Genomic DNA, 13,391 nt, shown 5'->3' with positions numbered 1-13,391 from the left:
GGGCTACAGCGCCTTGCGCAGCGTGGTCGGCGGGATCTTGAGCAGCTCGCGGTACTTGGCCACCGTGCGCCGCGCGCATTCGATGCCCTGCTCCTTGAGCATGTCGGCGAGCTGGTTGTCCGACAGCGGCTTCTTGGGGTCTTCGGCCGCGACGAACTGCTTGATCAGCGCGCGCACGGCCGTGCTGGAGGCATTGCCACCGGCCTCGGTGCCCAGGCCCGAGCCGAAGAAATACTTGAGTTCGTAGGTGCCCTGCGGCGTGGCCATGTACTTGGCCGTGGTCACGCGGCTGATGGTGGATTCATGCAGGCCCAGCGCGTCGGCAATGTCGCGCAGCACCAGCGGGCGCATGGCCAGCTCGCCATGCACGAAGAAGTTCTTCTGGCGCTCCACGATGGCCTGCGACACGCGCAGGATGGTGTCGAAGCGCTGCTGGATGTTCTTGATGAACCAGCGCGCCTCCTGCAGCCGCTGCTGCAGCGCTGCATGGCCTTCGCTGCCCCTGTGGCTGCGCAGCGCGCTGGCATAGATGTCGTGCACGCGCAGCTTGGGCATGACGTCGGGGTTGAGCTGCACGCTGAAGTCCATGCGGCCCGCGCCGCTGCGCACGGGGCGCACGATGACGTCGGGCACGACGATCTGGCGCTGCACGTCGGCAAAGCGCCGGCCCGGGCGTGGCTCCAGCCGGGTGATCAGCACCAGCGCCTCGCGCAGCCGCTCCTCACGCGCACCGCACAGGCTGGCGAGCTTGCGCAGGTCGCGCCGCGCCAGCAGGTCCATGGGCTGGGCGCAGATGTCCAGCGCGGTGCGCAGCACGGCCTGCCGGTCTTCGTCCTCGGCACTGCCGTTGCCTTCGCGCTCGGCATCGGCCAGTTGGTCGCGCAGTTGCAGCGTCAGGCATTCGGCCAGGTCGCGCGCGCCCACGCCCACGGGCTCCAGGCTTTGCAGCAGGCGCAGCGCCACGGTGAAGCGGTGCACCAGTTCCTCGCACTCCTCCAGATCGTCGCCCGCCAGGCCCTGTGCCAGCTCGTCGAGCGGATCTTCCAGGTAGCCGTCGTCGTTGAGGTTCTCGATCAGAAAGCGCAGTGCGGCGCGGTCCACCTCGCCCAGGCGCAGGCTCAGGGCCTGGCGGTGCAGGTGGTCGGTCAGGCTTTCGGCGCTGCGAGCCAGTTCGGTGGCATCGGCCTCGTCTTCCTCGCCCTGCCCGCGCGTGCGGCTGGAGGGCGCATCGCTGCCCCAGTCGCGGTCATCGTTGCCCGAGTTGGTCTGGCCGTCACCCCCCCAGCTCAGGGACTCGGCCGTGCCGGAAGTCTCCACGGCATCGCCGGAGGGTGCGTCCGACGAGGGCTCCCACTCCACCGTCGCCGAAGGCTGGTCTGCGCGGCTTTCCTGGAAGGACTCCGTGGCCTCGGCGCCGGGCGCGGCAGGCTCGCGGGTGCCAGCGGCCGCATCGTGATCGCCCTCCTCGTTCGCCAGCTCCAGGAAGGGGTTGTCGCCCAGCATCTGCTCCACTTCCTGCGCCAGCTCCAGCGTGGACAGCTGCAGCAGCTGTATCGACTGCTGCAGCTGGGGAGTGAGCGAAAGATGCTGGGAGACGCGCAGCGACAGACCGGGCTTCAAGCGGCAGCTCCTTCGCGCAGACAGTCTCGCAGACGGGCCAGGCAGGGCATGGCGCTACATCCGGAAGTGTTCGCCGAGGTAGACACGCCGCACTTCGGCGTTGTCCACGATCTCCTCGGGTGTGCCCTGGGCGAGCACGTGGCCGTCGCTGATGATGAAGGCATGGTCGCAGATGCCCAGCGTCTCGCGCACGTTGTGGTCGGTGATCAGCACGCCGATGCCGCGCGCCTTGAGAAAGCCGATGATGCGCTGGATCTCGATCACGGCGATGGGGTCGATGCCGGCAAAGGGCTCGTCCAGCAGGATGAAGCGCGGCTGCGTGGCCAGGGCGCGCGCGATCTCGACGCGGCGGCGTTCGCCGCCCGACAGCGCCAGCGCAGGCGATGCGCGCAGATGGTCCACGCGCAATTCCTGCAGCAGCGCCGTCAGGCGCTCCTCGATGACGCTGCGCGCCAGCGGCCGGCCCTGCTCGTCCCTTTGCAGCTCCAGCACGGCGCGCACGTTGTCCTCGACGCTGAGCTTGCGGAAGATCGATGCCTCTTGCGGCAGGTAGGACAGGCCCAGGCGCGAGCGCTGGTGGATGGGCATGTTGCCCACGGCCTGGCCGTCGATGAAGATGTCGCCGCCGTCGCTGCGCACCAGGCCCACGATCATGTAGAACGAAGTGGTCTTGCCTGCACCGTTGGGTCCCAGCAGGCCCACGACCTCGCCCTTTTTCACGGAAAGCGACACATCCTTGACCACCTTGCGGCTGCCGTAGGACTTGGCCAGATGGCGTGCCTGCAGGCTGCTGCCCTGGTCGGCGCGTGCAGTGGCAGCCGGGGCTGCGGCTTGCCCGCTCATCGCTTGGTACCGCCGAGGCTGTCCAGGCTGTTGCTGGGCTGCAGGGACGTGCCCGGCGTGCCCGCTGCGGGGGCGCGCGGCTGCGAGCCCGGCGTGCCTTCCTTGGGCGCCAGCACGGCGCGCACGCGCCCGCCCTGGCCGGCCGTGGAGCTGGGCTGGCCACCGCTGGTCTTTTGCCCATCAACGGTGAACACGTCGGTGAGGTTGTTGTAGACGATGATGGAGCCGGTGATCTCGTCGCTGAGCTGGCCGCCGCGATAGCGGCGCAGTTCGCCACGGCGGATGAACTTCACGAGGTCGGCCTTGCCGTCGTATTCGATGACCTCGCCCTCGCCTTCCACGAACTCCTCGGGCTGGCCCGGCACGGTATCGCGCTTTTGGCGGAAGAAGGCACGCTTGCCCGCCTCGGCCGTCACCACGCCGTACTGAAAGCCTTCAGGGTCTTGCCGCACATCGAGCTGGGCGCCGCGCAGCACGATGGTGCCCTTGGTCATCACCACGTTGCCAGTGAAGACGCTGGTCTGCTTGAGTTCGTCATGGCGCAGCGCATCAGCCTCGATGTTCATGGGCTTGGTGCTGTCGGCCTTTTCGGCCTGGGCCATACCGGCGAAAGCCGCCAGGGCGGCGGCGAGCAGGAGGGAGGAAAGTCGTTGTTTCATGGAGGGCACGCTTCTTGCATCCATTGTAGGGGGTGTCGCGCGCAACCGTTCCTGGCGTCTTTCAACGCGCACGGAAAGCGCTGACACAAAGGCACAAAAAGAGGTTTCCAAAAGCGACAGGCCCGCGCAATGGCGGGCCTGTCGCGGCTTGGCTGGGCCGAGGCCCGGGCCTCAGCCCTTGCGGCTGGTGGCGATCAGCTGATCGACCACGCGCAGCACATTGGTCATGTTGCCGGCCTTGGTGCCGTCGGTGTAGTAACGGCCCGCCACGCCCATGGCCGGCACGCCTTCCACGTCATAGTCCTGCTGCAGCTGGGTGGCCTTGCGAACCTGGTTGGAGACGCTGAAGGAGTTGTAGACCTCCTTGAACTTGGCCACGTCCACGCCCTGCTTGCCGACCCAGGCGAAGATCTCGTCGTCCTTGGCCAAGCGGTTGCGTTCCACATGGATGGCGTGGAAGGCGCGCGCATGCATGGTGTCCAGCAGGTTCATGCCTTCGAAGGCGTAGTAGAGCTTTTGCTGGGGCACGAAAGTGGCGTTGAAGGCCACGGGCACGCGGTGCACGACCACGTCGGCCGGTGCCTGGTTCTTCCAGGCGGCAAAGGTGGGCTCGAACGCATTGCAGTGCGGGCAGCTGTACCAGAAGAACTCGACCACCTCGACCTTGCCGGCGCCGGCGCTGGTGGGTGCGGGCTTGGCCAGCTTGATGTAGTCCTTGCCCTCCTTGGGCGCTGCGGCCTGGGCCTGGGCAGCGGAAGTGCCCAGCGTCAGTGCGCTGGCAGCGGCTGCCGAGGCAGCCAGGGAAAAGTCGCGGCGATTCATCAAAACAAACTCCTCGTTCAATGCTGCAGGTTAGGAGGCAGGGGCCCGCCAAAAGTTCAGCGCTCTTGTCGCAACGCGCTTTCAGCGTGCGGCGCGCACCAGCGTGGACTCGACCCCGGCGCCATCGAGCTTTTGCTTGAGCTGCTCGGCATCGTCGCGCTTGGTGAACGGACCCACACGCACGCGGAAGATGGTGATGCCGTTTTGCTCGCGCTCGCTCACGCGCGCCTCCCACCCCAGCATGGCCAGCTTGGCGCGCTGCGCGTCGGCATCGCCCTGGCTGCGGAAGGCACCGGCCTGCACGAAGTAGTTGAAGGCGGCGTCGGCCTTTTCTGCCTTTTCCGCCTTCTCGGCGGCGGCGGAGCGCGACTTGACCAGGTCACCCAGCGGATCGGCCGAGCTCTTGCCATCGGCCTTGGTTTCGGGCTTGGCGGGCGGCTTGGCCGGGTCCACGGGCGCGGGTGGCGGAGTCACGCCTCCTGCCACGGCGGGCGGGGTGGGGGCGGTTGGTGCGGTGCTGCCAGGGAGGCTGGGCGTGACGGCGGCCGGTGGTGGCGGCGCCGGGTTCTTGCCCTGCAGCGGCGCGTTGGGGTCCCAGTTCTTGTTGCGCTGGGCCTCGGCCGCGTCCTGGTCGGCCGTCTTGCCGCCCTTGGAGAGAAAGGGCACGGGCACCTTGGTCACATAGACGGCGACGGCCAGGGCTGCTGCCAGCCCGACGATCATGCCGATGATGAGACCGATGACGGTGCCCCCACGTTGCTGTGTCTTCATAGATCGCTTGTCGCTCGAAGTTACATGCGTTGCGGGGCCGAGACGCCCAGCACTGCCAGGCCATTGTGCAATACCTGGCGCGTGGCCGAGATCAGCGCCAGGCGGGCGAGCTTGACCTTTTCGTCGTCCACCAGGATGCGTTCCGCGTCGTAGTAGCTGTGGTACAGCGAGGCCAGTTCGCGCAGGTAGAACGTCACGTCGTGCGGCGCATTGCCTTCTGCGGCCGAGGTCAGCATGGCCGGGTACTTGGCCAGTTGCAGCATCAGCGCCTGGGCCTGCGGGCCTTCCAGCGCCGACAGGTCCACGTCCTTGAGCGTGGCCGCGTCACCCCCCCAGGCGGCCAGCACCGAGCAGATGCGCGCATGGGCGTACTGCACGTAGTACACGGGGTTGTCGTTGTTCTGGGCCACGGCCAGGTCCACGTCGAAGGTGTACTCGGTGTCGGGCTTGCGGGACAGCAGGAAGAAACGCACCGCGTCCTTGCTGGTCCATTCGATCAGGTCGCGCAGCGTGACGTAGGAGCCGGCGCGCTTGCTGATCTTGACTTCCTCGCCGCCGCGCACCACGCGCACCATGGTGTGCAGCACATAGTCGGGATAGCCGGCAGGGATTCCCACGTCGGCGGCCTGCAGGCCGGCGCGCACGCGCGCGATGGTGCCGTGGTGGTCCGTGCCCTGGATGTTGACGACCTTGGAGTAGCCGCGCTTGAATTTCTGGATGTGGTAGGCGACATCGGGCACGAAGTACGTGTAGTTGCCGTCCTGCTTGCGCATCACGCGGTCCTTGTCGTCACCGTAGTCGGTGGACTTGAGCCAGAGCGCGCCGTCGAGTTCATAGGTATGTCCGCCCGCAATCAGGCGCTGCACCGCGTCCTCGACATAGCCGTTGGTGTAGAGGCTGGATTCGAGGTAGTACTCGTCAAAGTGCAGGTTGAAGGCCTGCAGGTCCTTGTCCTGCTCGTTGCGCAGATAGGCGACGGCGAACTGGCGGATGTTGTCGTAGTCCTCGACATCGCCGTTGGCCGTGAATTCGCGGTCATCGGCCTTGACGGTCTTGCGGGCCAGGAAGTCGTCGGCGATGTCCTGGATGTAGGAGCCGTTGTAGAAGGCCTTGCTTGCCGGATTCTCGGGATCGATGGGCCAGCATTCGTCACCGGGCTTGAAGCCCTTGGCACGCAGCTGCGTGCTCTTGGTCAGCGTGTCGATCTGCACGCCCGCGTCGTTGTAGTAGAACTCGCGGTGCACGCCCCAGCCCTGGGTGGCATAGAGGTTGCAGATGGCATCGCCCAGCGCGGCCTGGCGGCCATGGCCCACGTGCAGCGGGCCGGTGGGATTGGCGGAGACGAACTCGACCAGCATCTTGGCGCCACGGTCGGCCAGCCAGCCGAACTTCTCGGCCTGCTCCAGCACTTCGCGGATGATTTGCTGCTTGGCGGCGGGCTTGAGGCGGATGTTCAGAAAGCCGGGGCCGGCGATCTCGATGGCATCGACCCAACGCTGGAAGGACGGCGTGGCCTCCAGCGCAGCCTTGAGCTGCTCGCCCAGCGAACGCGGGTTGAGCTTGAGCGGCTTGGCCAACTGCATGGCGGCCGTGCAGGCGAAATCGCCATGGGCAGCCACCTTGGGGGATTCAAAAGCGGCACGGGCACCGGCGCCGGGCGACAAAGTTTCAAGCTCGCCGGCCAGAGCCGCGAGCAGTTCCTGTTTGACGGAGAGCATCGGCGGATTCTACGTGGCAGGCCCACCCCATGCCGCCGGACAGGAAAACGGAGCCTACATGCCCCGCGCCCAGAACACTGCGACGACGGCGATCACGGGCACCACATGGGCCTGCCACATCACCCAGCGGCGCGTGCTGGCGACCTCGGCCGGCTGGGGCAGACCCTGGCCGGCATCCAGCGCGCGGCGCCAGCGCCGGAAGGCCAGCGTGGGCTTGATCGACAGCAGCGCACCGACGACAAACAAAGTCATCTTCAGATGAAACAGTGGCTGCGAGACGTACCAGGACATGCCCTTGACGCCCCACACCAGACGGGCGATGCCGGTCAGCACCAGGAAGACCACGGCAAGGCCATAGATCATGTCCAGCCGCGCCAGACGCTGCACCACGGCGGCGCTCATCCACTCGCTGCGGCACAGCGCCGCCTGGCTGGACAGGAACACCACGAAGGTGAGGATGGCCAGCAGGTGGAGGCTGGCCAGGATGGCTTCTATCGTCATGGGGAATCCGTATAGAAATTGGGCCTCTTGGGCCAAGCGTCCATTACGCCAGAAACGGGGACTGCCATCGTGATGTCCGAGGCAATCGGTAGACCACTGCGGTCCGGTCAGCGCCCCAGTTCCGCGCGCACCCAGTCGCCCAGCAGCGTCTTTTCGTAGCGCAGGGGATCGTTGGGATAGAGGTCCGGGCGCATCATGAAGCTGGCGTCGCGCAGCTGGCGGCTGCCTTCTCGCAACAGCTTTCCATCGGCTCCCAGCAGCTTGAAGCGCAGGTCGATGCGCGGTGGGTAGATGTCGCGCACGATGCGCACATCGGCAGCCTGGGGCCCGCGCCAGGGCTCGAAGCCGCCTGCGCGCTGCACATCGGTGAGGTGAACTTCAAGCCGCTGGCCCTGGGGCAGCCTGGGCGCGGCACGCTCGGCCAGGAACTGGGCCAGCGCATCGACCCAGGCGCGGCGCGCCTTCTCGGACTCCTGGGGTCCGTTGCGCCCGGCATCGAACCGCGAGGGTTCGTCAAAGGTCACGCTCACGATGCCGGCAGGCACCGCGCCCTGCCGCATCCCGTCCGGCCGGCCCTGCCCCGGCCCCTGGACGGCGCAGCCTGCCACCATGCCCAGGCAGGCGGCTCCCAGCGCCATGCGCATCCAGCGCCGCCGTCCTGGGGCCACGCCCTGCGTTGCGGATACCGCTTTCGTCGCGATCGACACTGCCATGCTCATTCCTCCTTGCTGGGCGGCCCGCTCAGGCCGCGTGGGTACGACGCCAGAAATCCGGCTGCTCGTAGTGGTGCTTGAGATAGTCGATCCACAGCCGCACACGCAGCGGCATGTGCTTGCGCTGGGGAAAGACGACAAAAATGCCATTGGGCGGCGCCGCGAATGTTTCGAGCACGGCCACCAGGCGGCCCGAGGTGATCTCGGCCTCGACCTCCCAGGTGCTGCGCCAGGCAATGCCCCAGCCGCCCAGGCACCAGTCGTGCAACACCTGGCCGTCGGAGCAGTCCAGCGGACCGCCCGGCTTGAAATGCACGACCTCGCTGGTGCCGCTGTCGGGATGGGGGATGCGGAAGGCCCAGCCACGCGTCTGCGAAGCGTCGCTGGACAGCGTCAGGCAGTCGTGCTGGGTCAACTCGCTGGGGTGGCGCGGCGTGCCTCGGCGCTCCAGATAGGCAGGCGTGGCGACGCACTGGCGCCGGTTGTCGGCAATGCGCACACTGACCAGGGCCGAGTCGGGCAGATCGCCCACGCGCACCGCACAGTCAAAGCCTTCGCCGGCCAGATCGACCACGCGGTCGCTGAGGTTCAGGGAAATCGTCACATCCGGGTGCAGATCCCGAAAGAGCGGCACCAGGGGCGCCACGTGCCGCCTGCCAAAGCCCGCCGGCGCCGTGATGCGCAGGTGGCCCGTGGCCTTGACCCCGCCCGCGCTGACACTGGCCTCGGCGTTGGACACATCGGACAGCAGGCGCTGGCAATCCTCAAGAAAGGCGCTGCCCTCATGCGTGAGGGAGATGCGCCGCGTGGTGCGCACCATGAGCTTGACGCCCAGGTGCTCTTCCAGGGCATCGAGGCGCCGCCCCATGATGGCCGGCGCCACGCCTTCCGCCTTGGCCGCTGCCGTGAGGCTGCCGCGCGTTGCCACCGATACGAATGACTCGAATGCCTTGAGCTTGTCCATGACCGCTGTCCGTTTCTTTTCCGTGTTCTTGTGGGGCATGCGACCGCACACCCGTCTCCTGTGACTCGCCTTTTTGCATAGTGGGCACTGGCTGTCCTCCATGTGCACCATGCATAGGGCTGCGCGCCAAAGCCGGCCGGTTTTGGCGCGCGCATAACCTTCCCACATTTTTGCGTAAAAGTCACGAGTTTTAAGATTTATGGTCTATTTATGTACGCAAATAAATCTAATAAAGTATTCCTTATAGTCAGGCCCGAAAAGGGTCTGCCAAGCCTTTCCATCCATCCAACCCGGGGTTCCCACCATGACCGATCGCACCCAAGCCCACAGCCTGCAGGTCGCTACAGAGCTGCACCGTTTCATCAATGAACAAGTGCTCCCGGGCACCGGTGTCGCTCCCGAGGCCTTCTGGAAAGGCTTCGACGCGATCGTCAACGATCTGGCTCCTCGCAATGCCGCCCTGCTGGCCGAGCGTGACCGCCTGCAGACCGAGCTGGACACCTGGCACAAGGCCCATCCCGGCCCCATCACCGACATGGCCGGCTACCAGCAGTTCCTGACGCAGATCGGCTATCTGGTCGAGCAGCCCAAGGATGCCAAGGCCACCACCACCAATGTGGATGCGGAACTGGCCATCCAGGCCGGCCCCCAGCTGGTCGTGCCCATTCTCAACGCCCGCTATGCGCTGAACGCCGCCAACGCGCGCTGGGGTTCGCTGTATGACGCGCTGTACGGCACGGATGCCATCGGCGAAGACGGCGGCGCGGAAAAGGGCAAGGGCTACAACCCCGTGCGCGGCGCCAAGGTGATCGCCTTCGCACGTGATTTCCTGGACCAGGCGGCCCCGCTGGCCTCGGGCTCGCACAAGGATGCCGCCGGCTATCGCGTGGAAGCTGGCCAGCTGGTCGTCGCACTCAAGAGCGGCGGCACCACGGGCCTGAAGAACACCGCCCAGTTCGTCGGCTACCAGGGTGATGCCGCAGCGCCCTCTTCCGTGCTGCTGCTCAACAACGGCCTGCACATCGATATCCGCATCGACAAGACCACGGCCATCGGCCAGACAGATGCCGCCGGCGTGGCCGACGTGGTGGTCGAAGCCGCCCTGTCGACCATCCTGGACCTGGAAGACTCCGTGGCCGCCGTGGATGCCGAAGACAAGGTGGTCGGCTATGCCAACTGGCTGGGCATCCTCAAGGGCACGCTGACCGAAACCTTCGACAAGGGCGGCAAGAGCATGACGCGCGGCCTGAACGCCGACCGCGAGTACACGGGCGCCGATGGCAAGCCCGTCAAGTTGCATGGCCGTTCGCTGATGTTCGTGCGCAATGTCGGCCACCTGATGACCAACCCGGCCATCCTCTGGGGCAACGGCAAGGAAATCCCCGAGGGCATCCTCGACGCCATGGTCACCACGGCCATCGCCGTCCACGACATCAAGGGTCTGGGCGCCAACGGCATCCGCAACTCGCGCACGGGCAGCGTCTACATCGTCAAGCCCAAGATGCACGGCCCCGCGGAAGCTGCCTTCGCCAGCGAGCTGTTCGGCCGCGTGGAAAAGGTCCTGGGCCTGCCCGAGAACACCGTCAAGCTGGGCATCATGGACGAGGAGCGCCGCACCAGCGTCAACCTCAAGGCCTGCATTGCCGCTGCCGCATCGCGCGTGGCCTTCATCAACACCGGCTTCCTGGACCGCACGGGCGACGAAATGCACACCGCCATGTATGCCGGCCCCATGGTCCGCAAGGCCGACATGAAGGGCAGCGCTTGGCTGGCCGCCTATGAGCGCAGCAACGTGCTCGTGGGCCTGGGCCTGGGCCTGCGCGGCAAGGCGCAGATCGGCAAGGGCATGTGGGCCATGCCCGACCTGATGAAGGCCATGCTGGAGCAAAAGATCGGCCACCCCAAGGCCGGCGCCAATACCGCCTGGGTGCCCTCGCCCACGGCCGCCACGCTGCACGCCCTGCACTACCACCAGGTCAACGTGGCCGAAGTGCAAAAGCAGCTGGAGCAGACCAATGCCGACGCCGAGCGCGCCACCATCTTGGCCGACCTGCTGCAGGTGCCCGTGGTCAAGGAAGACAAGTGGAGCGCGGCTGAAAAGCAGCAGGAGCTGGACAACAACGTCCAGGGCATCCTCGGCTATGTGGTGCGCTGGGTGGACCAGGGCGTGGGCTGCTCCAAGGTGCCCGACATCCACAACGTGGGCCTGATGGAAGACCGCGCCACGCTGCGCATCTCCAGCCAGCACATCGCCAACTGGCTGCAGCACGGCATCGTGACCGAGGCCCAGGTGCGCGAGACCTTCGAGCGCATGGCCGCCGTGGTCGACCAGCAGAACGCGGGCGATGCACTGTACAAGCCCATGGCCGGCCACTTCGACACCTCGATGGCCTACCAGGCCGCCTGTGACCTGGTCTTCAAGGGCAAGGAGCAACCCAGTGGCTACACCGAGCCCCTGCTGCATGCCTGGCGCCTGAAGGTCAAGGCAGCCGCCTGACACCTGGCGGCGCCCAACGCTGCAAAAGCACCCAGGCTTGCCTGAGGTGCTTTTTTCATGGGCCTACACTCGGAACCACGATGAGTGCCCCTCCCCCCGATGCCAGCCTGTGTCCGCTGTGCGGCCGCAGCAATCAATGCGCCATTCTTGCGGGCGTTGATCCGCTGAACTGCTGGTGCATGGACACGCCGGTGGCACCCGATGCACTGGCCCGCATTCCGGAGTCCATGCGCAACAAGGCCTGCCTGTGCCCCGCCTGCGCGCTTGGCACCGACAAGCCTCGACCGCCCGCGTCGGCCGATATGATGTCGCCGACCCAACCCCCTAGAACTTGATCCCTGAGGAGATTGACATGCCCACGTACCACGTCGAAATGATGGAAGGCCGCACCGTCGAACAAAAGCGCAAGCTGGTCGAAGAGATCACGCGCGTCTCGGTCGAAGTCCTCGGTGGCTCGCCCGAATCGGTGGACATCCTGATCACCGACATCAAGCGCGAAAACTGGGCCACGGGTGGCAAGCTCTGGTCCGAACGCAGCTGAGGATCTTTCGCTCAATGCATGCAAAAGGCAGCTTTGGCTGCCTTTTTTCATGAAACCTGGTCTTTAATCCCGTATTTCCATGAGTGCCTGCAGTGCACTCCTCGCCACCGTCCAGGGCACAGGCATGGAGGCATCTGGCTTCCAGTGTCTGGCAACACCATCCATGGACACCTGGGTCAGGGCCACCTGGGTCGCACCGGCAGCATGGGCCTGAACAGCCGCATCGGCCATGCACGCCACATAGCCGGCGACATCACCACTGCGAAAAAGAGCCCAGGCCCCTTCAACACATTGCAGCTGCATGCGTTGATCTGCGTTGCCTTGCTGCAGTTCTCCCATGAACAGATTGCGCGTGGCTTCGTACGTCGTGGGAGCGGCGCACAGCAGTGCAATGCGCGATTCTGGGTCACTTTGCAAGGCAGCGGCCACCTTGCGCGCCAGCATGCCATCGGCACGCCAGACCTTGCCACTGCGGCAATCCGCCACGGCCGGGCCCAGGGTCGAGCAGGTCAGCAGCACGGCATCGATACCGGCATGGTCTGCCAGCGCATCGAGCTGCCCCGCCGTTTTCTGCCGAAGCGACGCATTCATGCCACCTGCAGCCTCCGCTTCCAACAGCAGCGCCTCATGCACCTGATGAACGATTGAGTGGGCCGGCCAGCCCAGTTCGGCAGCCGCCCGTTCGAAGATCACGGCGTTGCTGTGCGCCGTATGCAGATAGAGGATGGGCATGGGTATGTTCCGTTTTTTTGCCGTTGCCCCGCATTGTGCTTGCAGCTGCCGCGCCAGGCGTTAGGCTATGGCTTGAACTACGCAAACAACGATACCGCCATGTGCCAGCTGCTTGGAATGAACTGCAACACGCCCACCGACGTGCGCTTCAGCTTCTCGGGGTTCACCCAGCGGGCGGGCAATACCGGCGACCATACGGACGGCTGGGGCATCGCCTTCTTCGAGGACAAGGGCCTGCGCCACTTCGTCGGCTATGAGCGCGCCATCGACTCGCCCATCGCCAAGCTGATACGCGAGTACCCGATCAAGAGCCGCAACGTCATCGCCCACATCCGCAAGGCCACGCAGGGCGCGGTAAGCCTGCAGAACTGCCACCCCTTCGTGCGTGAACTGTGGGGCCGCAACTGGGTCTTTGCCCACAACGGAGATCTCAAGGGCTTCGCACCCAAACTGCATGCCCACTTCCATCCGGTAGGCAACACCGACAGCGAGCAGGCCTTCTGCTGGATTCTTCAGGAGCTCTGGAAGTCCCATGCAGGCCTGCCCAGCGTGCAGGAACTCACGCACACGCTTCGCGAACTGGCCAGACGCATCTCGCCGCACGGCACCTTCAACTTCCTGCTGTCCAACGGAGAGGCGCTGTGGGCCCATGCCACCACACACCTGTGCTACATCGAACGTCGCCACCCCTTTGCCCAGGCCCATCTGTCGGATGAGGACCTGACCGTGGACTTCGCCCGAGAGACCACACCACAGGACCGTGTGGCCATCATCGTCACAGCGCCGTTGACCAAGAATGAAACCTGGACCTCGATCCAGTCGGGTGAACTCAAGGTCTTTGTACAGGGTGAATGCCTGCCGCTCTGAAGCATTGCGCATTCAGGATGAAAAAAGAGAGCGCATCAGCGCTCTCTTTTTTGGGATGTCCGTTTTGGATGTTCGTTTGGCTGTCCGTTTTGGCTGTTCAGCCCGTTTCCTGCAGCCCAATGCAAAAAACCCCGTAGCTTTGG

The 13,391-nt window shown here is 65.6% G+C and carries 14 protein-coding genes; 4 read left to right on the top strand and 10 right to left on the bottom strand.

The window, feature by feature from the left end:
- Positions 1 to 3: 3 nt before the first annotated feature.
- The 9 genes from KDK82_RS16925 to KDK82_RS16885 form a co-directional block, all read right to left on the bottom strand.
- A complete protein-coding gene (locus tag KDK82_RS16925) occupies positions 4 to 1,620 on the bottom strand; it encodes an RNA polymerase factor sigma-54 (protein ID WP_088165687.1) in 1,617 nt (538 codons plus the stop codon).
- 54 nt (positions 1,621 to 1,674) lie between these two features.
- Positions 1,675 to 2,463 (bottom strand): LPS export ABC transporter ATP-binding protein, encoded by a 789-nt coding sequence (gene lptB / locus KDK82_RS16920; RefSeq protein WP_012202605.1) that lies wholly within the window; start codon positions 2,461 to 2,463, stop codon positions 1,675 to 1,677.
- A complete protein-coding gene (gene lptA / locus KDK82_RS16915; RefSeq protein WP_013804753.1) occupies positions 2,460 to 3,122 on the bottom strand; it encodes a lipopolysaccharide transport periplasmic protein LptA in 663 nt (220 codons plus the stop codon). Before lptA ends, lptB begins: the two co-directional genes overlap by 4 nt.
- Positions 3,123 to 3,293: 171 nt before the next feature.
- A complete protein-coding gene (locus KDK82_RS16910; RefSeq protein ID WP_071954005.1) occupies positions 3,294 to 3,944 on the bottom strand; it encodes a thiol:disulfide interchange protein DsbA/DsbL in 651 nt (216 codons plus the stop codon).
- An 81-nt stretch (positions 3,945 to 4,025) separates the two neighbouring features.
- A complete protein-coding gene (locus KDK82_RS16905; protein WP_012202602.1) occupies positions 4,026 to 4,715 on the bottom strand; it encodes an SPOR domain-containing protein in 690 nt (229 codons plus the stop codon).
- Between the two features lie 20 nt (positions 4,716 to 4,735).
- A complete protein-coding gene (gene argS, locus KDK82_RS16900; RefSeq protein WP_043825927.1) occupies positions 4,736 to 6,433 on the bottom strand; it encodes an arginine--tRNA ligase in 1,698 nt (565 codons plus the stop codon).
- Positions 6,434 to 6,487: 54 nt separating this feature from the next.
- Positions 6,488 to 6,934 (bottom strand): DUF2214 family protein, encoded by a 447-nt coding sequence (locus KDK82_RS16895; protein ID WP_034389505.1) that lies wholly within the window; start codon positions 6,932 to 6,934, stop codon positions 6,488 to 6,490.
- 107 nt (positions 6,935 to 7,041) lie between these two features.
- Positions 7,042 to 7,647, bottom strand: a complete 606-nt coding sequence (locus tag KDK82_RS16890; RefSeq protein ID WP_088166317.1) for a DUF3016 domain-containing protein — start codon at positions 7,645 to 7,647, stop codon at positions 7,042 to 7,044.
- A gap of 28 nt (positions 7,648 to 7,675) precedes the next feature.
- Positions 7,676 to 8,611 carry a LysR family transcriptional regulator gene (locus KDK82_RS16885; protein ID WP_013804758.1) on the bottom strand — a complete coding sequence of 312 codons (936 nt, stop codon included), beginning with the start codon at positions 8,609 to 8,611 and terminating at the stop codon, positions 7,676 to 7,678.
- Between the two features lie 304 nt (positions 8,612 to 8,915).
- On the opposite strand from KDK82_RS16885, the gene KDK82_RS16880 reads away from it, so the two are divergent.
- From KDK82_RS16880 to KDK82_RS16870, 3 genes are all read left to right on the top strand, one after another.
- Positions 8,916 to 11,108, top strand: a complete 2,193-nt coding sequence (locus KDK82_RS16880; protein ID WP_012202597.1) for a malate synthase G — start codon at positions 8,916 to 8,918, stop codon at positions 11,106 to 11,108.
- Between the two features lie 80 nt (positions 11,109 to 11,188).
- The gene (locus KDK82_RS16875; RefSeq protein ID WP_088165686.1) at positions 11,189 to 11,443 is read left to right on the top strand and encodes a cysteine-rich CWC family protein; all 255 of its coding nucleotides are present in this window, start codon (positions 11,189 to 11,191) and stop codon (positions 11,441 to 11,443) included.
- 17 nt (positions 11,444 to 11,460) lie between these two features.
- On the top strand, positions 11,461 to 11,649 hold the full coding sequence (locus KDK82_RS16870) for a 4-oxalocrotonate tautomerase (RefSeq protein WP_012202595.1): 189 nt from the start codon (positions 11,461 to 11,463) through the stop codon (positions 11,647 to 11,649).
- Between the two features lie 63 nt (positions 11,650 to 11,712).
- Here KDK82_RS16870 and KDK82_RS16865 read toward each other — a convergent pair whose 3' ends face one another.
- Positions 11,713 to 12,342 carry a hypothetical protein gene (locus tag KDK82_RS16865; RefSeq protein WP_256974504.1) on the bottom strand — a complete coding sequence of 210 codons (630 nt, stop codon included), beginning with the start codon at positions 12,340 to 12,342 and terminating at the stop codon, positions 11,713 to 11,715.
- Positions 12,343 to 12,480: 138 nt separating this feature from the next.
- On the opposite strand from KDK82_RS16865, the gene KDK82_RS16860 reads away from it, so the two are divergent.
- Positions 12,481 to 13,248, top strand: coding sequence for a class II glutamine amidotransferase (locus tag KDK82_RS16860; RefSeq protein WP_012202593.1), 768 nt, complete (start codon positions 12,481 to 12,483; stop codon positions 13,246 to 13,248).
- Positions 13,249 to 13,391 lie beyond the last annotated feature (143 nt).

The sequence above is a fragment of the Delftia sp. K82 genome, from assembly GCF_002193035.1.
In the GTDB taxonomy this organism is placed as follows: Bacteria; Pseudomonadota; Gammaproteobacteria; order Burkholderiales; family Burkholderiaceae_C; genus Comamonas; species Comamonas acidovorans.
The sequence above is the reverse complement of the archived record's forward strand: the minus strand, read 5'-3'. Positions and strand labels throughout refer to the sequence as shown.

Bases quoted from the DNA above. Each gene is read 5' to 3' on its own strand.
- KDK82_RS16880 (WP_012202597.1), top strand. From the start codon at position 8,916: ATGACCGATCGCACCCAAGCCCACAGCCTGCAGGTCGCTACAGAGCTG.
- KDK82_RS16910 (WP_071954005.1), bottom strand. From the start codon at position 3,944: ATGAATCGCCGCGACTTTTCCCTGGCTGCCTCGGCAGCCGCTGCCAGC.
- KDK82_RS16885 (WP_013804758.1), bottom strand. From the start codon at position 8,611: ATGGACAAGCTCAAGGCATTCGAGTCATTCGTATCGGTGGCAACGCGC.
- argS (WP_043825927.1), bottom strand. From the start codon at position 6,433: ATGCTCTCCGTCAAACAGGAACTGCTCGCGGCTCTGGCCGGCGAGCTT.
- KDK82_RS16860 (WP_012202593.1), top strand. From the start codon at position 12,481: ATGTGCCAGCTGCTTGGAATGAACTGCAACACGCCCACCGACGTGCGC.
- lptB (WP_012202605.1), bottom strand. From the start codon at position 2,463: ATGAGCGGGCAAGCCGCAGCCCCGGCTGCCACTGCACGCGCCGACCAG.
- lptA (WP_013804753.1), bottom strand. From the start codon at position 3,122: ATGAAACAACGACTTTCCTCCCTCCTGCTCGCCGCCGCCCTGGCGGCT.
- KDK82_RS16875 (WP_088165686.1), top strand. From the start codon at position 11,189: ATGAGTGCCCCTCCCCCCGATGCCAGCCTGTGTCCGCTGTGCGGCCGC.
- KDK82_RS16890 (WP_088166317.1), bottom strand. From the start codon at position 7,647: ATGGCAGTGTCGATCGCGACGAAAGCGGTATCCGCAACGCAGGGCGTG.
- KDK82_RS16905 (WP_012202602.1), bottom strand. From the start codon at position 4,715: ATGAAGACACAGCAACGTGGGGGCACCGTCATCGGTCTCATCATCGGC.
- KDK82_RS16895 (WP_034389505.1), bottom strand. From the start codon at position 6,934: ATGACGATAGAAGCCATCCTGGCCAGCCTCCACCTGCTGGCCATCCTC.
- KDK82_RS16870 (WP_012202595.1), top strand. From the start codon at position 11,461: ATGCCCACGTACCACGTCGAAATGATGGAAGGCCGCACCGTCGAACAA.